A 19,599-nucleotide genomic window follows, 5' to 3' on the forward strand; every position below is an offset into this window, starting at 1 on the left:
CAGCCGTACCGGCCGGCCCCGGGCGACCGGCCCGCGGTCCGCGCCGCCGCCCGCGCCGCGGCCCAGCCCCTCACCAGCAGGACACGCACCGACTGGAGGCATGCCGTGACCGACCGCAGTGGCGGGTCCGTGGGGCCGGGCCCGGACGACGGCGCAATCGACGGCGGCGACCCGGCGGGCGCCGCCCGGCCGGCCGGGGCCGACTGGCCGCTCGCACCCAACCAGGTCGGCGTCCACCTCGCCGACGCCCTGGCCGAACAGCCGGGCCTGCACACGGTGGTCGCCGCCTACCGCCTCACGGGCACGTTCGACGGCGAGCTGCTCGCGGAGCGGTTCCGCGCCCTGGTGCGCAGGCATCCGGCGTTGTCCTCGCGCCTCGTCGACGACGGCCCGGCCCTCGGCATGGCGCGGTCGGACACCGCCCCCGAATGGCGGGACGAGACCCTCCAGCCGTCCGCGGCGGACGATGACGGCGCGGCCCGGCGCCTGGCGGAGTGCCTGCGCCCGATCGACACCCGGAACGGACCGCTGATGCGCGGGGCGCTGCTGCGCCGCCAGGACGGCAGCGCCGATCTGGTGCTGACGGCCAGTCACCTCGTCGTGGACGACCAGGCGATGGAGACGGCCGTCGCCGAGGTCCTCACGGGCGACACCACACGGTCCCCGGGCGACTATCCGGGCTGGGCGACGGCCGCGGCCGGGGCCGCCCGGCGCGGGGCGGGCCGGGCGGCCGCCCGCCGCGCCGAACTGTCCGCCCTCCCGCTCGGCTCCGGATCGGGCTGGGGGTGCGGCGACGGCGACGCGGCCGACGCCGACGGCGGCCAGCTGCCGTTCACCGTCCCGGACGACGTATGGCGGAAACTGGCCGGCACCGCCCGCGCCCTGGGCATCTCCCGCCACTCGGCGCTGACCGCCGCGGCGGGACTCGTACTCGCCCGCAACGGCGGCACGGACGCCTCGCTGGTCGGCAGTTTCGTCACCCGCCGGCCGGCCGCGCAGCGGCACACCATCGGCTACTTCAGCAACACCGTCCCCGTTCCGGTGCGCCTGGCGGAGGACGGCACCGTGGCCGGTTTCCTGCGCACCTGCCACCGCCAGTGCCTCGCCGCCTACCGCGACGCGGACCTGCCGCTCTTCGACGTGCTGCCCACCGGCCACCAGTCGGGCCCCGGCCCACTGACCGCCGCGGTCGCCCCCCTGTGGACCCCGCCGTCCCTGCGTCTGCCGGGACTCACCGCGCGGCCGCTGCCCCACCCCTTCGCGGGCGCCGCGAAGTTCCCCCTGCTCGCGTATGTCGACCTGGCGGCCGAGGGCGCCGCGCGGGGGCTGCTCCAGTTCCGCCACCGGTGGTTCTCGGCCGACCAGGCGGCGCTGTTCACGCGCCAGCTCGTCGCCGTACTGCGCGAGTTCGCCGAACGGCCCGACGCGCCCCTGGCCTCGGTGACCGTCCTCGACGACGCCGACCGGCAGCGGGTCCTGGACGCCGGACGCGGCGCCCGGCTCACGCCCGAGGAACTGTCCGTGCCCGCGCTGTTCACCCGGCGCGCCGGACTGTCACCCGACCGCATCGCCGTCAACGACGGGCACACCGCGCTGCGTTACGCCGAGGTCGAGGAGCGCTCCGGCACGGTGGCGCGCGCGCTCGCCGAGGCCGGGGTGCGGGCCGGGGACCGGGTGGGCGTGCGCATGGAACGCTCCTGCGATCTGATCGTCGCCCTGCTGGGCGTGCTGAAGACCGGAGCGGCGTACGTACCGCTGGACCCCTCCTACCCCGAGGCGCGGCTGGCCCTCGTGATCGGCGACGCGGACGTGCGGGTCGTGGTCGGCGACGCGGACTCCCGGCCGGCGGACCTGCCGGAGCACATCGACTGGCTGCCGGTGCACACCCGGCCACGGGACCCGGCCCGGCCGCTGCCCGCCGTCGACCCGGATCTGCCCTGCTACGCCATCCACACCTCCGGGTCCACCGGCCGGCCCAAGGGCGTGCTGGTGACACACCGCAACGTCACTTCGCTGCTCAACGCGACACGCGACGACCTCGGCCTCGGACCGGACGACGTGTGGTCGCTGTTCCACTCGTTCGCCTTCGACTTCTCCGCCTGGGAGATCTGGGTCTGTCTGCTCACCGGCGGCCGGCTGGTGATCGTGCCCCGGGCGGTCTCGCGCAACCCGGAGGAGTTCCACCAGTTGCTGGAGGACGAGGAGGTGACCGTCCTCAGCCAGACGCCGACCGCGTTCGGGCTGCTGCTCGCCACCGACCGGCTGGCGCGGGGCCGCCTGTCGGTGCGCCTGGTGGTCTTCGGTGGCGAACCGCTCGACACGCGCACCCTGTCGCCCTGGTTCGAGCGCTATCCCCGGGTCCGCGTGGAGAACATGTACGGCATCACCGAGACCACCGTGCACAGCACCACCCACACGGTCACCCCCGAGGACGCCCGTACCGGCAGCCGGGTCGTCGGCCGTCCGCTGCCCGGCTGGGAGATATACGTCCTGGACGCGCGCGGCCGTCCGGTGGCGCCCGGTGTCGCCGGAGAACTGCACGTGGGCGGCGCGGGGGTGGCCCTCGGCTACCTCAACCGCCCCGAGCTGACCGCCGAGCGCTTCACCACCGACCGCCACCCGCGGGTACCGGGGGGACGGCTCTACCGCAGCGGCGACCAGGGCCGGCTGCTGCCCAGTGGGGAGCTGGAACACCTGGGACGGCTGGACGACCAGGTGAAGGTGCGCGGCTTCCGCATCGAACTCGGAGAGGTCCGCGACGCTTTGCTGCGGGACCCGTCGGTCACGTCCGCGGCGGTCGTCGTGCACGGCGCCGGCACCGCCGAGGCACGTCTCGACGCCTACGTGGTGCTCGCGGCCGGCGGCTCCACCGACGGGCTGCTCCAGCGGGCGTCGGCCCGGCTGCCCGAGTACATGGTCCCGCAGACCGTCACCGCGCTCACGACCCTTCCGGTCACCGCCAACGGCAAGCTCGACACCGCGCTGCTGCCCGCCCCCGAGCCGGACGCGGACATCCCGGCCGGCCCCGCCGGCTCCCCGGACGCGTCCGGTGACGTCCTCGACCGGGTGGTCGGGGTCTGGCGCGACGTGCTGGACGTGCCCGTCGCCCCGGACGACAACTTCTTCGACCTCGGCGGCACCTCCCTGCTCGCGCTGCGGCTCAAGACGGCGCTGCGCGGCGCCGGACTGCCGGAACTGGCCCTGAAGGAAGTCATCCGCCATGCCACCCCGGCGGCCATGACGGCACTGCTGCGCGTCAGGGCCGGCGCACGTCCGGAGAACGCCGGATGAGCCGCCCCGACACCCGCCCGGCCACCCCCGGACAGCTGCGGTTCTACCTGCTGGACCAGCAGGACGGCGGCGCCGCCCGCACCCTCGTCAAGCGGATCACCGCGGAAGGGACGGCCGATCCCGAGCGGCTCCGGGACGCGCTGCGCGCGGTGGTCACGGCCCACCCGGCGCTGCGCACCTCGCTGCACCTCGCCCCCGAGGGGCTGCGCCGGCGGGTGCACGCCCCCGACGCCGTGGACCTGGTCGTCCGGACGACCGCGGACCCGGACGCGCTGCTGGCGGCGGAGTCCGCACTGCTGGCGGTGCCGTTCGAACACGGCGGGGGCCCGTTGTGCCGGATCAGGGCGCTGGTCGGCCCGCGGCGCACCCACTGTCTGATCGCCGTGCACCACGCGGTCTTCGACGACGATTCCACGGCCCTGCTGCTGTCGGCGCTCACCGGCGCCTACGCCGACCCCGCCACGACCGGACCGGCCGCCGGCGACCGGGACGACGAGCCGGCACCACGGGCGGACGGGGAACGACTGCGCGCCTTCTGGCGGCGGTACCTGGAGGGCTGCCCGCAGCGGACCGAGCTGCCCTGGACGCGGTCCGCGGCCGGCCGGCGCAAGCGGACCGTCGTCCAGGACCTGCCTGCCGCGCTCCGCGACCGGATGCGGCACCGCGCGCGGACCACCGGAGCCAGTCCGTTCGCCCAGTTCCTCGGTGCCGTAGCCGCGGTGACGGCCTGGTACCTGGACCGGGACGACGTCGTCCTCGCGGTCCCGGTGAGCGGCCGCGAGGACGACGGCGACCGGCGCATCGACTGTCTCCAGAACACCGTCCCGGTCCGCGTCGACCTGGCCGGGGCGGACACCTCGACGGTGGTGGACCGGGCCGTGGACGCCCTGTTCGACGCGCTCGACCACGCCGGACTGCCCTTCGAGGAGATCCTGTCCGGCGTGCGCGCCGTACGCGAGCCCGGCCGCAAGCCGCTCGCCCAGATCCTGTGCACCGAGACCGCACCGGTGCCGGCGGTCGAGGCGGGCGGGCTGCGCTGGACGATCGGCGAGACGGACACCGGGGAGGCGGAGTACGACTGCTGCCTGGCCCTGCGCCATCTGCCCGACGGCGGGATGCGCATCGAACTCGTCCACCGCGAGGGCGCCTTGCCGCCGGAGCGGGCCCGCAACACCGTCGCCCACGTGACCCGTCTCCTGGAGCGGCTCACCGAGGACCCGGTGCGCCCGCTCGCCGCCGTCGACCTCCTCGGCGAGACGGAGGAGGCCGAACTGACCGTCCTGGAGGGCGCCCCGCTGCACCTCGACCCGCGGCCGGTGCACGCACTCGTCCTGCGGCACGCCCGTACGACCCCGGAGGCCGTCGCCGTCACCGACGGGGACCGGACACTGTCCTACGCCGCCCTGGAGCGGCGGTCGCGCGCGGTGGCCCGCGCGCTCACCGGGCGGGGGGTGCGGCCCGGGGACCGGGTGGGCATCTGCCTGCCACGGGGCACGGACCTGGTGGTGGCCGTGCTCGCCGTCTGGCGGGCGGGCGCGGTGTACGTGCCACTGGATCCCGAGTACCCGGCCGACCGGCAGCGGTTCATCGTGGCCGACACCGCCCCGGCCGTCGTCCTGGGCGACCGGGCCCTGCCGGGGGCGCTGCGGGACACGCCCGGCGTCCTGCCCCTGGACATGGGCGACGCCGGGGCCGCCGTACCGGCCGACGGCGAAGAGGGCGATGCGGCGCCGGCGGACCCGGCCGGGCGCGCCTACATCCTGCACACCTCCGGCTCGACCGGCCGGCCCAAGGGCGTCGTGGTGGGACACGCCCAGCTCACCGCGCTCTTCGACGCGTGCGACCAGGCCCTGCCCGAAGCACCGTTGACCGTCGCGGGCACCAGCCTGTCCTTCGACATCAGCGTCCTGGAACTGCTGTGGCCGCTCACCCGGGGCCGCACCGTCCTGGTGACCGGGCACCGGCAGGCGGCCGAGCAGGACGTGCCGGCCGGGGCGCTGTACCAGTGCACGCCCACCATCGCCCGGCTGCTGCTCGCCGACCCGGCGGGCCGCGCCCTGCTGGGCCGGCTGGGCGCCCTGCTGGTGGGCGGCGAGCCCCTCGCCCCCGACCTGGCGGAGGAGCTGGCCGCGACCGTCCCGGGCCCGGTCGTCAACTGTTACGGCCCCACGGAGACCACCGTGTGGTCCACCACCTGGCGGGTCGTCCGGGGCGCCGCCGTCCGGATCGGGCTGCCGCTGCCGGGCGAGTCCTGCCATGTGCTGGACGGGCTGGGCCGGCGGCTGCCCCCGGGCTGCCCCGGCCGGCTGGTCATCGGCGGCCTCGGGGTCGCCGAGGGGTACTGGCGCCGCCCGGAGCTGACCGCCGAGCGGTTCGTGTCGCTCGGCGGGGGACGCGGACGCGGCTACGACACCGGGGACCTGGTCGTCCTCGACGGCCCGGACGGGCTGCGGTTCCTCGGCCGCCGGGACGGACAGTGCAAGATCCTCGGTCAGCGGATCGAGGTGGAGGAGGTGGAGGCCACCCTGCGCGCGGGCGGCGCGCCGGAGGTCGCCGTGGCCCCGAACGCCGACTCGACCCACCTGGTGGCGTTCCTGCCGGACGGCGTCGCGGCGGACGGACCGCCCGGCCCGGCGGCCCCCGACCCGCCGCGGGAGCTGCGCGCCCACGCCGAGGCCTGGCTCCCCGCAGCCGCGGTCCCCGGCGCCTGGCTGCGCGTCCCCGCGCTGCCGCAGCTGCCCAACGGCAAACTCGACCGCGACACCCTGGCGCGCTGGGCGGCCGACCGGCGGCCGGCCGCGCCCGCCGGGCCGCCCCCGGCGGACGGGTCCACCGCGGCGCGTCTGTGCCAGGTGTGGGAGACCGTCCTCGGCCGTCCCGTCCAGGACCACGACGCGACCTTCTTCGAGCTCGGCGGGACCTCGCACGGGGTGCTGCGGGTACTGGCGGCGCTGCGCACCGCCCACCCCCGGCTCACGGCGGCCGAGTTGTTCCGCCACACCACCGTGCGCGCCCTCGCGGCACACCTCGACGGTGCCGCCGCGGCCGACGGACCCGCGGCGCAGGGCGCGGCCCGGGGCCGCGACCGCTCCCGCGCCCTCAGCGGCTGGCGCGCCGGCCGGCGACCCTCATCGACCCTCCAGGTACCAGGAATCGAGGCGGACGCAGATGCACGCACCTGACAACGCGGTGGCGGTGATCGGAGTTGCCGTCCGAGTGCCCGGAGCCGCCGACCCGGACACCTTCTGGGCCGACGTGGTCCGCGGGCACGTGGCACTGCCGGGGGAGCTGCCCGACGGCACCCTGGGCGTCGGCGGGATCGACCGCGTCGACCGGTTCGACGCGGAGCTGTTCGGCATGAGCCCGACCCAGGCCGCGGTGACCGACCCCCAGCAGCGGATCATCACCGAGGTCGCCTGGCAGGCGCTGGAGGACGCGGGCGTCGACACCGAGCGCGACCCGGGCCGGGTGGGAGTCTTCCTCGGCTGCGGCGACAGCGGCTACCGGCACCGCTACGTCGACGCGGACCCCACGCTGGTCCGGGCCGCGGGCCGCCAGCAGATCTCCCTCGGCAACGACAAGGACTACCTGGCGACCTCCCTCGCGTTCCGGCTGGGTCTCACCGGCCCCGCCCTCACCGTGCAGACCGCCTGCTCCACCTCGCTGGTCGCCGTCCACGTGGCCCTGCGCAGCCTGCTCACCTACGAGTGCGACCTCGCGATCGCGGGCGGTGTCACCGTCCAGCTGCCGCCGGGCGCGGGCTACACCTACCAGGAGGGCGACGTGCTCTCTCCCGACGGCCGCTGCCGGCCCTTCACCCGGGGCAGCCGGGGCACCGTGCCCGCCAGCGGTGCCGGGGTGGTGGTGCTGCGCCGGGCCGAGGAAGCCGGGCGCGGTGCCCGGACGGTGCTGCTGGGCAGCGCGGTCAACAACGACGGCGCCGACCGGATGAGCCTCGTCGCGCCCAGCCCCCGGGGCCAGGCGGCGGTGCTGGAGGAGGCGCTGGCGGTGGCCGGACGCAAACCCGCGGACATCGGCTTCATCGAGACCCACGGCACCGCCACCGAACTCGGCGACCAGGTCGAACTGGCGGCGCTGACCCAGGCGTACGGCGACGCGGCGGAGCCGTGCGCGCTCGGCGCGGTGAAGGCCGGCATCGGGCACACGGACACCGCGGCGGGCGTGGTCGGACTGATCAAGGCGGTGCTCGCCGTCCAGCACGGGGTGATCCCGCCGGTCCCCGCACAGCCCGGCGACGGCCCCGACGCACCGCTGGGCGCGGACCGCTTCCACCTGCCGCGCCAGGCGATGCCCTGGCCCGGCGGGCGCACCCGGTACGCGGCGGTCAGCTCCTTCGGGCTGGGCGGCACCAACGCCCATGTCATCCTCGCCGAACCGGCCGTCGCCGCGGGGCCGCCGGAGCCGCCCGCGGGCCCGCCCGGACGCGGGCCCGCGGTGCTCTCCGCCGCGAGCCCGGACGCGCTGGAACGCACCGCGGCCCGGCTCGCCGCCGCGGTGCGCGAGGGCACCCGGCCGGTGAACGACGTCCTCGGCACGCTCTGGCACGGCCGGCGGCGGCTGCCGTACCGCTGGGCCTGCCCGATCGAGGCGACGGACGAGGCATCGGCGCGCGCCGCGCTGGCGGACGCGCTGGAGTCGGCGTCGGCCCAGGCCAAGGCGGTGCCCGAGCCGACGGTGGCCGTGCTCCTGCCGGGCCAGGGGGTTGCCCTGGCCGGTACCGGGCGCGGACTGCTCGCGGCCGACGAGGGGTTCGCCCGGGAGTGGGCCGGCACCCGGGCCCTCGTCCGCGCGTGCGGCGGGCCGGACCTGGAGGGCTGCTGGACCTGGCCGGACGACGACCCGCGCTGGCTGCGCACCGACGTCGTCCAGCCGCTGCTGTTCAGCGTGGAACTCGCCCTGCTGCACGGGCTGCGGCGGCACGGTGTCACCCCGTCGGTCCTCCTCGGCCACAGCGTCGGGGAACTGGTCGCCGCCACCTGGGCGGGCGTGTTCTCCGAGGCGGACGGGGCGCGGGCGGTGGTCGAACGCGGCCGGCTGATGAGCCGCACGCCGGCCGGTGTGATGGCCGCCGTCCTGACCGGGGAGGACTCGGCGCGGGAACTGGCGGCGGGCCTGCCCGTGGACGTCTGCGCGGTGAACGCGGCCGACACCGTGGTCCTCGGCGGGGCGGCGGAGCACATGGCGGAGGTGGAACGCCGCTGCGCCGCCGCGGGGGTGAAGGTGCGCAGGCTGGCCACCGCGCACGCCTTCCACTCCCCGTCCATGGCCGAGGCCGCCGAGGCGTTCACCGAGGTGGTGGGCAGCCTCTCCCTGCACGCGCCGCGCGAGCCGGTGCTGTCCAACGTCACCGGGGCGCCGCTGGACGCCGCGCAGGCCACCGACCCGGCCTACTGGGGCCGTCAGCTGCGCACCACCGTCCGCTTCGCCGAAGGGGTGCGGGTGCTGCTCGACGCGGCACCCCACGTGGTGCTGGAGGCCGGTCCGGGGCGGACGTTCGCCTCGCAGCTGCGGCGCGCCACCCGGGGCGCGGAGCACCGCCCCGTCATCGCCGAACTCCTCGGCGACGGCAAGCGCGACGAGGCGACGGTGCACCTGGCCGCGCTCGGCGCCGCCTGGTCGGCGGGCTGCGCCACCGACGACCTCGTCGCCCCGCCGACCGCCCCGGTCCGGATGCCCGGCTACGCGTTCGCCGACACCCGCCACTGGCCGGCCGCCGATCCGGACGGCACGCCCGCGCGGGGTGCGGCCTCGGGGGGTGCGCCCTCGCAGGGTGCGGCCGCGCCGGGTGTCCCCGAGACCGTGCCGGCCCGCTCGGGGCAGGAGGAGCCGGGCGCCGACGACGCCCCCGACGACGCGGACACGCGGTCCCTGCTGGCCGCCCTGTGGCAGGAGTCGTTCGGTGGCCCGGCGATCCGCCCGCAGGACAACTTCTTCGAACTGGGCGGTACCTCGCTCCAGGCGGCGCAGCTGATCTCCGTCGTCAACGACCAGTTGCTGGTCGAGGTCCGCCTGCAGGACCTGTACGAGCACTCCACGTTCGACGACTTCGCGGCGCGGGTGGACGAGATCCTCGGCGAACGCGACGACGCCGAACTGCTGGAGCTGCTCGCCGAGATCGAGGGGCAGGGCGCACAAGAGGAGGGACAGGCGTGAGCGACATCGGCGAACGACTCGGACAGCTGACCCCCGAGCAGCGCGCGGCCCTGCGGCTGCGGCTGCGCGAACGCGCCCGGCAGGCCCCGGCCGCCGACGGGCCGCCGGACGCGGCGCCGCGGGTCCGGCTCAGCCTCTACTTCTTCCCACAGGCCCGCGCGCTCGCGGCCCCCGACTACTACGCCATGATGCTGCGGGCCTGCGAGTTCGCCGACGAGCGGGGATTCCACGCCGCGTGGTTCCCCGAGCGGCACTTCGTCGACTTCGGCGGCTCGCACCCCAACCCCTCCGTCCTCGCCGCCGCGGTGGCGGCCGTGACCCGGCGGCTGCGGCTGCGGGCCGGCAGCGTCGCCGCTCCGCTGCACCATCCGGTCCGCATCGCCGAGGAGTGGGCGGTGGTCGACAACATCTCCGGCGGCCGGGTGGGCGTCTCCTTCGCGAGCGGCTGGCACCCGGACGACTTCGTATTGGCCCGGGAACCGTACGACGAACGCAAGAAGACGCTGATGCGCACCGTCGAACAGGTGCGGCGGCTGTGGACGGGGGAGGAGCTGGCCTTCCCCGGCACCGCGGGCACGACGGCACGGGTGCTCACCCAGCCGCGCCCGGTGCAGCCCGAACTACCGGTGTGGATCACCGCGGCCGGGCACCCGGAGACCTTCCGGGCCGCGGGCACCGCCGGGTACGGCGTGATGACCGCGCTGCTCGGCCAGACCCTGCCCCAGCTGAGGGAGAACGTGGCCCGGTACCGGGCCGCCTGGCGGGACGCCGGGCACGCCGGGCGCGGTGACGTCGTGGTGATGACCCACGCGCACGTCAGCGACGAGCCCGACGTGGAGGACAGGCTGCGGCCCGCGCTGCACGACTACCTGTCCTCCTACCGGGCGCAGACCGGTGGCGGCGACGAACCCGTCCTGCTGGAGGCCGCCTTCCAGGACTACCTGGCGGGACCCTCGCTCCTGGGCACGCCGGCCAAGGCCGCCCGGGTGCTGGCCCGGCTCGCCGAGGCGGGCGCCGACGAGGTGGGCTGCCTCGTCGACTTCGGGCTGCCGGCCGGGGACGTGCTGGCGGGCCTGCCCCGGCTGGCCGAGCTGCTGCCGGCCGACCGACCCACCACCGCCGACGCCGACAGGAGCCAGTGACCGTGACCCGACCGCACACCGTCGCCGACCGGCTGGCCCGGCTGACGCCCGAACAGCGGGCGGCCCTCCAGCGCCGACTGCGGCACGGGGACGAGGGCTCGGCCGCCGAGCCGGAACTCACCCGGCGCCCCGGCGACCGCTCCGTCTCTCCGCTGGGCCTGGACCAGGAGCGCATCTGGATCCTCGACCAGCTCGATCCTGGCCGGCACACCTACAACATCAGCACCGGGCTGCGGTTCAAGGGCGCCTTCGACGAGGAGGCGTTCCGGGCGGCCGTCACCGCGCTGGTGCGCCGCCACGAACTGCTGCGCTCCCGCGTGGAGGTCCGCGACGGCCTGCCGGTGCTGCGGGTGAGCGAGGAGTTCGCGACGCCGGTCGAGTTCTTCGACCTGCGGGCCGAGCCGGACGCCGTCGCGGAGACCGTGCGCGCGCTGGTGCGGCGGCCGTTCGACCTCGCCGCCGGCGGGCTGCTGCGCGTGGTCGTGGTGCGCGCCGCGGACGACGAGTACCAGGTGATCGAGACGATGCACCACTCCGTGACCGACCAGTGGTCGTTCGTCCGCCTCAACCGGGAACTCCTGGAGCACTACCGCGCGGCCCGCGAGAACCGCCCCGCACGGGTGCCCGAACTCCCCGTGCAGTACGGCGACTTCGCCGTCTGGCAGCGGCGGTGCTTCACCGGCGACCGCCGCCGGGCGCACCGCGACTTCTGGCGCGCCCACCTGGAGGGCGTGCCGGCGCATCTGCCGCTGCCCTACGACGCGCCCCCCGAGGGCCGCGGACACGAGGGCAAACACCACTACTTCCGGCTCGACGACGGGCTCAGCGCCGCCTTCCTGGCGATGTGCCGCTCCTCGCGACTGACCCTGTCCGACGCGCTGCTGGCCGTCTACGTGGGCCTGCTGCACGAGGAGACCGGATCGCGTGACATCGTCGTCGGCCTGCCGAGCGCGACCCGCGGCCGGCCCGAGACCCACGATCTGATCGGCTTCCTGCTGACCAACGTCCCGCTGCGCGCCAGGCTGCCCGCCGACCCGACGCCGACGCAGATCCTGCACGCGGTGCGGCAGGCCTCGGCCGCCGTCGCCGACCACCGTGAAGTGCCCTTCAGCGAGATCGTCGACGCGGTGTCACCCGAGCGCAGCCTCGACCGGTACCCCCTGTTGCAGACCATGCACCTCGTGCTGGACTTCGACGACACCGTGGTCCGGGTGCCCGACGCCGAGGTGCACGGCGTCGAGGTCGAGGACGGCGTGTCGCCGATGGACATCACGGTCGGCTGGTGGCGGGCGGGTGACCGACTGTACGGGCGGTTCGAGTACCGCACCGAACTGTTCACCGACGCCACCGTCGACCGGCTCGTCGGGCGCCTCCTGGAACTGGTGCGGGTCTTCGTGGAGCGGCCGGACGAACCGTTGCGCACCCGCGCCGAGGCTCCCGCGCCCGTCCCCGCGCGGGCCGCCGCGTCGGCGCCCGCGGCCCCCACTGCCGTGGACCCCGCCGAGCTGCGCCGGATCGCGGAGGTCTGGCGGGAGGTGCTGGGCACCGAGCCGGGCCCGGACGACAACTTCTTCGAGTGCGGCGGCACGTCCCTGACGGTGATCCGGCTCGCCCACGCGCTGCGCCGGGCCGGGTTCTCCCTCACCGCCCGGCAGCTGTTCCGCGCCCCGACCATGCGTGGTCAACTGGCCCTGGTCCAACCGGAGTCGGCCATGACCCGAGGCGGTGCCGAGCCGGCGGAAGGGGCGGTCAGCCCCGAGCAGGAGGATCTGCTGGAGGGCGGCCTGCCGTACCCGGAGCTGTGGGCGCACAGCCTGGTGCTCACCGCCGCCCGGCCGCTGGACCCCGAGTGGCTGGCCGTGGTCGTCAAACGGGTGGCGGCCGCCCATCCCGGCCTGTGCTCGGCGTTCCGGCGCACGGACACCGGCTGGCGTACGGACGCCACGGACCGCCGGCTGTGGCGCGTCGAGGCGCCGGGCGCCGCTCCGGCCCGGGTGGCGGCCGCCCACCGCGCCGCCTTCGACCTGCGCGAGGGACCGCTGTTCGCGGCCTCCCTGATCCCCGGCGAGCCGGACCGGATCGTCCTGACCGCACACCACCTGGTCGTGGACGGCCTGTCCTGGCAGATCCTGGTGGACGACCTCGACCGGGCCTACCACGGCGCCAGGCCGGCCGCCGAGGCCCGGCACCCGTCGGTGTACGCGGCCGCCTGGCGCGACCACGACGTGCGGGACCAACGCGACTACTGGCGAGACCAGTTGGCGGGCGCCGCCCCCCTGGGCTGCCGCACCGGCGGGCCGGACCGGATCGGCGGCGAGACGGCGTACCGGGTGCGTGCGGCGATACCGTCGGGCGCCGGTGCCGCGGACCGGCCGGCCGTCGCGCTGACGGCGGTCGTCCGGGCCACCCGGCCCTGGTTCGGCGGCGGGGACGTCGTCCTCGACCTCATCGCCCCCGGACGGGAGGTGCCGCTCGCGGACGGCTGGGACCCGGCCCGCGCCGTGGGCTTCTACGCCACAAGCCACCCGCTCCGCCTCCCCTTCGCCGACGACCCCGGCCGTCACCTGCGGCAGGTGGGCCGCGCCCTGGACGCCGTACCGGACGGGGGCAAGGGCTATCTGGCGCTGCGCTGGTCCGCCGACCCCGAGGTACGTCGCGAGACCGCCGGCTGGGGACGGGCCGAACTGTCCTTCAACTACCTCGGTACGCTGCTCGCGGGCGCGGAGAACGAGCGGCTGTTCACCGTCGGCGAGCAGATCGGGCCTTCGGGCAACGACGACGCCACGCGCTACCACGCCGTCGCCGTCCTCTTCGAAACCGACGGCGAGGACGCGGTGTTCACCTGGAAGTTCGACCCGGACGCCGTCGACGGGGCGGCCGTGCGGGCCGCGGCTGCCGACGCCGCCCAGGAGTTCACCCGGCTGACCCGGCGGCACGGCGCCCAGCCGCCCTCGACGACGGGCATGTCCCTGCACGAAGTGAACCGCATGCTCGCCGAACTGACCCGAGAGAAGAAGAGCCCGTCCACATGACATCGACGACCACCCGTGACAGGCGCCCCCTCACCGCGCTGGTGACGGCGAACTACCTGTCCTGGATCGGCAACACCATGACCTTGGTCGCGGTGCCGCTCTACGTTCTCCAGATCTCGTCCAGCGCCACCGAGGCAGGCGCGGCGGGGTTCGCCAACGCGCTGCCCATGATCGTGGCCGGCCTCGCCGGGGGCGTGATCGCCGACCGGGTCGGCCCCAAGCGCACCAGTGTGGTCGCCGACCTGGCCGCCGGGGCGTGCATGACCGCGGTGCCGTTGCTGCACGGCACGGTCGGTCTGGCGCTGCCGGCGCTGATGGCGCTGCTGTTCCTGCGCACCCTCGCCGACGCGCCGGGCGCCGCGGCCCGGCTGGCGCTGCTGCCCCGGGTGACCGCCCGCGGGCAGGTGCGCTCGGAGACCGCCAACTCGCTGTTCGCCTCGGCCCAGCGGGTGGCGTTCGTGGTCGGCCCGCCGCTCGCCGCGTTCATGGCGGGCCTGACCGGCCCGACCACCGTGCTCTACGTGGACGCGGGCACGTTCCTCGCGTCGGCCCTACTGATCATGGCGGTGCCGGGCGGGGAGCCGGCCCCGCGGTCCCAGAAGGCGGAACCGGGCGACGCGGGGGAGCCCGCCGGGGCCCGTCCGGGCCTGCTGCGGGAGGTCACCGAGGGCGCGCGCTACATCCTGCGCACCCCGGTGCTGGCGGCCATCATCAGCGTGGTCGTGTGCACCAACTTCCTGGACGACGCACTCACCCCGGTGGTGCTACCGGTCTACAGCCGCGAACTGCTGGGCGGCGAGCGGGCGGTGGGACTGCTGCTGGCGGCCAACGGCATAGGCGCGGTCGTCGGATCGTTCGCCTACGCCCCGGCGAGCCGCAGGCTGCTCGCCAACCGGTGGGCGACCTTCGTAGGCTGCTTCGCGCTGATCTGCGCCGCCCGGCTGGCCATGGTCGCCGAACCCGGGCTGTGGATCATGCTGGCGATCACCTTCGCCATCGGACTGGCCAGCGGACCGGTCAACCCCCTCGTCACCGGCGTGGTGGAGCGCTCCACCCCGCCGGAGGCACTGGGCCGGGTCTGGGGCGCGGTGATGGCCATGGCCTTCGCCGCCGCGCCGGTCGGCATCTTCGCCACGGGCTGGCTCGCGCAGAACATCGGCCTGCGCCCCACCCTCGGGCTGTTCGGCGGTCTGTACGTGCTGCTCATCTGCTACGTGGTCCGGAACCGCCCGCTGCGCGGCCTCGCCGAGCCCGCGGAGGCGCGGACGCCGGTCTCCGAGGACGCGGCGACGGCGGGCTGACGCCCTGCCCGAACCGGGCGGGACGGTTTCGCCACACGCGCAAATCACACCGGCCGGCGGGGCCTCACCCTAGCCTCCTGACATGCAGTCACCGATCCTTTCCGTACAGGCCCAACCGCGAGACGCCGCCTCCTGGACCGCGCTGGCCCGGCGCGCGGAGGCAGGGGGGTACGACGCGCTGCTCGCGGCCGACCACCCGGGCACCGCCGCCTCCCCCTTCGTCGCGCTGGCCGCCGCGGCGGCGGTCACCGAACGCCTCGGCGTGGGCTCCTACGTCTCCCACGCGGGGGTGCGCGAGCCGCTGCTGCTGGCGTCGGACGTCGCGACCCTGGACCTCGTCTCCGGCGGACGCGCGCGCCTGGCCCTGGGCGCGGGCCACACCCCGGCCGAGTGGGAGATGCTGGGCGGACAGCGACCGGACGTGGCGGGGCGCGTCCGGCGCTTCCAGGTCGTGGCCGAAGCCTGCCGCGCGCTCCTCGCGGGCGAGACCGTCACCCTCGACGGCCCCGAGGCGCGCGCCCGCCAGGCCCGGCTCACCAGGCCGCGCCCGGTCCGGGGCGATGTGCCGTTCACCTTCGGGGGCGGCAACACCGCGCTGCTGCGCTGGGCGGGCGCGCACGCGGACGTGGTGGGCCTGAGCGGGCTGGGCCGCACCCTGCCCGACGGCCACACGCACGAGACGCGCTGGAACGCCGAGGACATCGACCGCCAGATCGACCTGATCGAACAGGGCGCCGCCGGCCGGTCCACCGCCCCGGCGCGCGAAGCTCTGGTCCAGATGGTGGAGGTCACCGACGACGCCGAGGCCGCGGCCCACCGCATCGCCGGGCAACTGAACTGCTCCCCGGCCGACGTGCTCGCCTCGCCCTACGCGTGGGTCGGCACGGCACGGGAGATCACCGCCGCGCTGGACGAGCACCGGCGCCGCTGGGGGATCACCCGCTACGTCGTCCGCGAGTCACACCTCGACGCGGTGGACCGCCTGCGCGCCCACTTCCCGGACGGCGGCGGCGCGGCCGCTACCGAACGCGAACAGAAAGCGATGAACAACGCGTAGCCGAACGCCATTCGAAGGGATGTAGGGACACAGCAGAGGCGTCAGACCGGCCCGCGCGAGCGGACGGCGGCCGGGACCACGCCTCTGACACCCCCGTGGGGGACTCGGATCACGACCACTCGCCGTACCGCCCGCTCCGTCGGCCTGGTGACCGTCTGGTCGATCAGCGGCCCCCAGATGCCGCCGTGGAAGTACGGTGCGGGTACACGCGGCGCCGCCCCGTCCGGCCCGGCAGTCGCGGTCGTACCGGAGGGCCTCGGCTGCCGCGTCAATCCTCACCTTGCTCGACGTGCAGATGGATCGGGCCCCGGAGGATGGGGCTGGGCCGGTACGGCGGCGGGTCGGCGACCAGCCTGGGGCGGTGGAGTCGGCGGACCAGCTCGGTCAGCGCGATCTGGGTTTCCCGCCGGGCCAGCGGGGCGCCGAAGCACGAGTGAATGCCGCTGCCGAACCCCAGGTGCTGGTTGTCACGCCGGTCCGGGTCGAAGCGGTCGGGATCCTGGAAGCGCTGCGGATCTCGGCTGCCTGAGGCCAACATGAGCATGATCCGCGAGCCTTCGGGGATGACGGTGTCCCCGACGGTGATATCGCTGTACGCCGCCCGCCAGGGAATGATCTGTACGGGCGGTTCGTAGCGCAGCAGTTCCTCTACCAGCGGCACGATGAGATCGGGTTCGTGGCGCAGTCGCCTCAGCACCTGAGGGTGGCGCAGCAGCGTCAGCATGCCGTTGGTGATGAGGTTGACGACGGTCTCATGGCCGGCGATGAGGAGCAGCTTGGCGGTGGCGACGATTTCGGTGTCGGTCATCCGGCCGTCGGGCCCATCGTCGTTGGCCAGCCGTGAGAGCAGGCCGTCGCCCGGCCGGCCGTGGCGCTGTTCCACCAGTTCGCCCAGGCGCTGGCGCAAATCCTTGCGGGCCTGTACGCCCTTGTCCAGCTTCTCCTTCGGGTCGGTCTCGGGGTCGTAGTCGATCGAGTTCATGATGTCGTTCACCCAGAGGTGGAACCGCGGTTCGTCCTCGCGTGGGACGCCGAGCAAGTGGCACGTCACGGTCACGGGCAACGGACAGGCGAAATCGTCGACGACGTCGATCCGCTCCCTGCCCGCGACATCGTCGATCAGGCTGCCGACGGTGGCGGCCAGGTCGCCTTCCATGCCGGTCACCAACCCCGGCGAGTGCGGGGGGCCGAACTGGCGCATCGCCATACGTCGCAGGCGATCGTGCTCGGGCGGGTCCCTCTTGATGAACGCCGTCGTGACGCCTTCCTCAAGTGCGGGTATCGGACGCGACAGACTGCGCATGTCGGAGCTCAGGTGCGGGTTGTGCAGTATGTCTGTGATCTCGCGATAGGTGCTGATGACGTAGCTGCCGTCCTCCTGCCGGGCCACCGGCGTCTCGCGCAACTCGGCGTACAGCGGGTACGGGTCGGCCCGCGCGGAGTAGTCGAAGATCCGTCGCAGCGTGCCGCGCATCTCGGTCGTGGTCATACGGACCTCTTCCTGCCGGTGCCGGTGCCGGTGCCGGTGACGACCGCGGTGGCGCCCTGAGCGAGCAGGCCGGGGCCGGGGAGGCCGACGGGTACCGGTCTGGCGTCGGTCGGCTGGTCCGGCGTGGGGGAGCGTGGCGGGAAAGGTGCGGACGTCTCGATCAACCGTCGGTAGTGGTGCAGCCACTTCGCGTCGTCGAAGCTCACGGCAGCCGTGACACGGCCCCGGTAGCCGTATGCGGCGACGAAACGATGGTCGCCCAGCGATCCCTGGGTGACGACCACCTCGTCGGCGAAGGTCGGCACGCCGACGGACTTGATGTTGACGCCGAACTGGATCGACCAGAACAGCGGGATCGACAGATACGGCCGGCGGTCCGACGGGGCGCTGACCATGTTGTGGGCCGCGACCTCGGCCTGCTCCACGGCGTTGGCCCAGTGCTCCAGTGAGATGAGCCGGTGTTCGTAGAGGGGGTGCGGGCAACGCGCCACGTCTCCTGCGGCGAAGACGTCGTCGGTGGCTCGGCCATCGATGTCGAGGGCGCGGCAGTCTGTGTCGCAGACGATTCCCCACACGCCCGCCGCCAGTCCCGACTCCCGTAGCCACTCGGTGTTCCGGATGCTCCCGAGTGCTACCACCGCTACGTCGGCGTCGACCGTACTGCCGTCGTCGAAGTGAGCACGGCGGAACCGCCCCTGTGGGTCGCCCTCAAGCCGGGTGACGTTGACACCGCACCGCAGCTCGACGCCGTGAACGCGCTGCAAGTCCGCCGCGACCCCACCGATCACGGCACCCAGCGCCCCGGCCAGCGGAGCCGGTCCGAGTTCCGCGACGGTCACCGGCAGTTCCCGCGCTCGGCAGACGGAAGCGATCTCGGAACCGGTGAATCCCGCCCCGATGACCAGAACGCGGGAAGGCCCGGCGGCGAGGGCTCGCTGCAGGCTCTCGGCATGTTCACGCGTACGCACGACGAACACCCCGTCCATGGCCGCCTCGGACTCGACGCACCACGGCCGCGCCCGGACCCCGGTGGCGATCAAGATCCGGTCGAAGGGAACCTCGCGTCCGTCGGCGAGTCGTACGCGGTGCGTCGTGAGGTCCAGCCCACTGGCGGGCACGCCCAGCAGCCACTCCGCATCGATGCCGCGACGGCGGGGCAACGTGGTGCGCCCGGCCGGCACCCACCCGCTCATCACCTGTTTGGACAGGGGAGGCCGGTCGTAGGGTTCGCCCAGCTCGTCACCGATCATGGTCAACGACCCGGTGAAACCCTCGGCGCGCAGCGCCTCCGCAGCCCGCAGCCCCGCCAGTGACGCCCCGACGACCACGACACGGCCATCGCGCTTGAACGCCCGCAGAGTGTCGGCACTGGTCACGGCGCCGGTGCCTTTGCCAGGGCGTTCCGTCCCTCCAGCCAGTCGACCAGAATCGCTTGGACCGGGCAGGCCGCCGCGGCGCGTAGCACCAGGCCGCGCTGGGCGTCGTCGGGGTTCGGGTCGTACATCAGCGCTTCCTCACCGTGCATCCGGAACGCCTCCGGAGCCAGGAACGCACACTGTGCATACCCTTCACATCGGGAAAGATCAACGACGACTCTCATCCCGACCCTCCACGGGGAGTGCGAACTCCAGACCCTCAAGCCGGCGTCGCTCCGGCCTGGGACAAGCCCCGAAAGGGCTACTCGATCGCTGCCTGCCGTGCGATGTGCGAGGGGCACCGCACCCGTCGGTCTCCATGAAGACGCTCGATCATCGCGGCCAAGGCAATCGACGTTCGAGCACACTACAAAACTCATGGTATGGCCCAAAATCCCAGCCGGGCGCACATCACACGCACTGCAGAAAGGGGGCCCGCCGACTGGTGCCGAAGCCACGGACGGCCGGGACCCGGCGGCACACGGCTGATCGACGCAATCCCACCGCGCCGGGCACGCGGCCTCAGCCTTCGAACGGTCATGTGCGCGATGCGTACCGGGCGACGGCCTACCAACCACTCGACCGACGGTAAACCCGTCCCGCCCAGGCCAACTGGACGACGCGGCTCCCACCGCCGCACCCCGCCGTCGCCCCCGCCGGAGGCGGCCCGGCCACTGGCTGGCCGACACGCCACAGGT

General features: G+C 74.7%; 10 protein-coding genes. 7 read left to right on the plus strand and 3 right to left on the minus strand.

The window, feature by feature from the left end:
* Window positions 1–105: 105 nt before the first annotated feature.
* From ACH4LD_RS36785 to ACH4LD_RS36815, 7 genes are all read left to right on the plus strand, one after another.
* Window positions 106–3,291 carry an amino acid adenylation domain-containing protein gene (locus ACH4LD_RS36785; RefSeq protein WP_398058509.1) on the plus strand — a complete coding sequence of 1,062 codons (3,186 nt, stop codon included), beginning with the start codon at window positions 106–108 and terminating at the stop codon, window positions 3,289–3,291.
* Window positions 3,288–6,473 (plus strand): amino acid adenylation domain-containing protein, encoded by a 3,186-nt coding sequence (locus ACH4LD_RS36790; RefSeq protein ID WP_398058510.1) that lies wholly within the window; start codon window positions 3,288–3,290, stop codon window positions 6,471–6,473. Before ACH4LD_RS36785 ends, ACH4LD_RS36790 begins: the two co-directional genes overlap by 4 nt.
* Window positions 6,460–9,465 (plus strand): type I polyketide synthase, encoded by a 3,006-nt coding sequence (locus ACH4LD_RS36795; protein WP_398058511.1) that lies wholly within the window; start codon window positions 6,460–6,462, stop codon window positions 9,463–9,465. Before ACH4LD_RS36790 ends, ACH4LD_RS36795 begins: the two co-directional genes overlap by 14 nt.
* The gene (locus tag ACH4LD_RS36800) at window positions 9,462–10,607 is read left to right on the plus strand and encodes a MupA/Atu3671 family FMN-dependent luciferase-like monooxygenase (RefSeq protein ID WP_398058512.1); all 1,146 of its coding nucleotides are present in this window, start codon (window positions 9,462–9,464) and stop codon (window positions 10,605–10,607) included. Before ACH4LD_RS36795 ends, ACH4LD_RS36800 begins: the two co-directional genes overlap by 4 nt.
* Before the next feature lie 2 nt (window positions 10,608–10,609).
* Complete coding sequence (locus ACH4LD_RS36805) at window positions 10,610–13,639, plus strand: condensation domain-containing protein (protein WP_398058513.1); 3,030 nt, start codon at window positions 10,610–10,612, stop codon at window positions 13,637–13,639.
* Window positions 13,636–14,940: an MFS transporter gene (locus tag ACH4LD_RS36810; protein ID WP_398058514.1), complete on the plus strand. Its 1,305-nt coding sequence runs from the start codon at window positions 13,636–13,638 to the stop codon at window positions 14,938–14,940. Before ACH4LD_RS36805 ends, ACH4LD_RS36810 begins: the two co-directional genes overlap by 4 nt.
* 82 nt (window positions 14,941–15,022) lie before the next feature.
* Window positions 15,023–15,997, plus strand: a complete 975-nt coding sequence (locus ACH4LD_RS36815) for an LLM class flavin-dependent oxidoreductase (protein ID WP_398058515.1) — start codon at window positions 15,023–15,025, stop codon at window positions 15,995–15,997.
* Between the two features lie 268 nt (window positions 15,998–16,265).
* Here ACH4LD_RS36815 and ACH4LD_RS36820 read toward each other — a convergent pair whose 3' ends face one another.
* From ACH4LD_RS36820 to ACH4LD_RS36830, 3 genes are read right to left on the minus strand one after another with little or no spacing between them, the layout of a single operon-like run.
* Entirely contained in the window at window positions 16,266–17,486 is a 1,221-nt protein-coding gene (locus ACH4LD_RS36820; RefSeq protein WP_398058516.1) for a cytochrome P450, read from the minus strand.
* Entirely contained in the window at window positions 17,483–18,862 is a 1,380-nt protein-coding gene (locus tag ACH4LD_RS36825; RefSeq protein WP_398058517.1) for an NAD(P)/FAD-dependent oxidoreductase, read from the minus strand. Before ACH4LD_RS36825 ends, ACH4LD_RS36820 begins: the two co-directional genes overlap by 4 nt.
* Window positions 18,859–19,086, minus strand: coding sequence for a ferredoxin (locus tag ACH4LD_RS36830; protein ID WP_398058518.1), 228 nt, complete (start codon window positions 19,084–19,086; stop codon window positions 18,859–18,861). Before ACH4LD_RS36830 ends, ACH4LD_RS36825 begins: the two co-directional genes overlap by 4 nt.
* Window positions 19,087–19,599 lie beyond the last annotated feature (513 nt).

The organism is Streptomyces sp. NPDC017676 (assembly GCF_044329325.1).
GTDB lineage: Bacteria > Actinomycetota > Actinomycetes > Streptomycetales > Streptomycetaceae > Streptomyces.

Excerpts from the sequence above, each read along its gene's own strand:
- ACH4LD_RS36810 (WP_398058514.1), top strand. The coding sequence starts at position 13,636 with ATGACATCGACGACCACCCGTGACAGGCGCCCCCTCACCGCGCTGGTG.
- ACH4LD_RS36820 (WP_398058516.1), bottom strand. The coding sequence starts at position 17,486 with ATGACCACGACCGAGATGCGCGGCACGCTGCGACGGATCTTCGACTAC.
- ACH4LD_RS36815 (WP_398058515.1), top strand. The coding sequence starts at position 15,023 with ATGCAGTCACCGATCCTTTCCGTACAGGCCCAACCGCGAGACGCCGCC.
- ACH4LD_RS36795 (WP_398058511.1), top strand. The coding sequence starts at position 6,460 with ATGCACGCACCTGACAACGCGGTGGCGGTGATCGGAGTTGCCGTCCGA.
- ACH4LD_RS36830 (WP_398058518.1), bottom strand. The coding sequence starts at position 19,086 with ATGAGAGTCGTCGTTGATCTTTCCCGATGTGAAGGGTATGCACAGTGT.
- ACH4LD_RS36790 (WP_398058510.1), top strand. The coding sequence starts at position 3,288 with ATGAGCCGCCCCGACACCCGCCCGGCCACCCCCGGACAGCTGCGGTTC.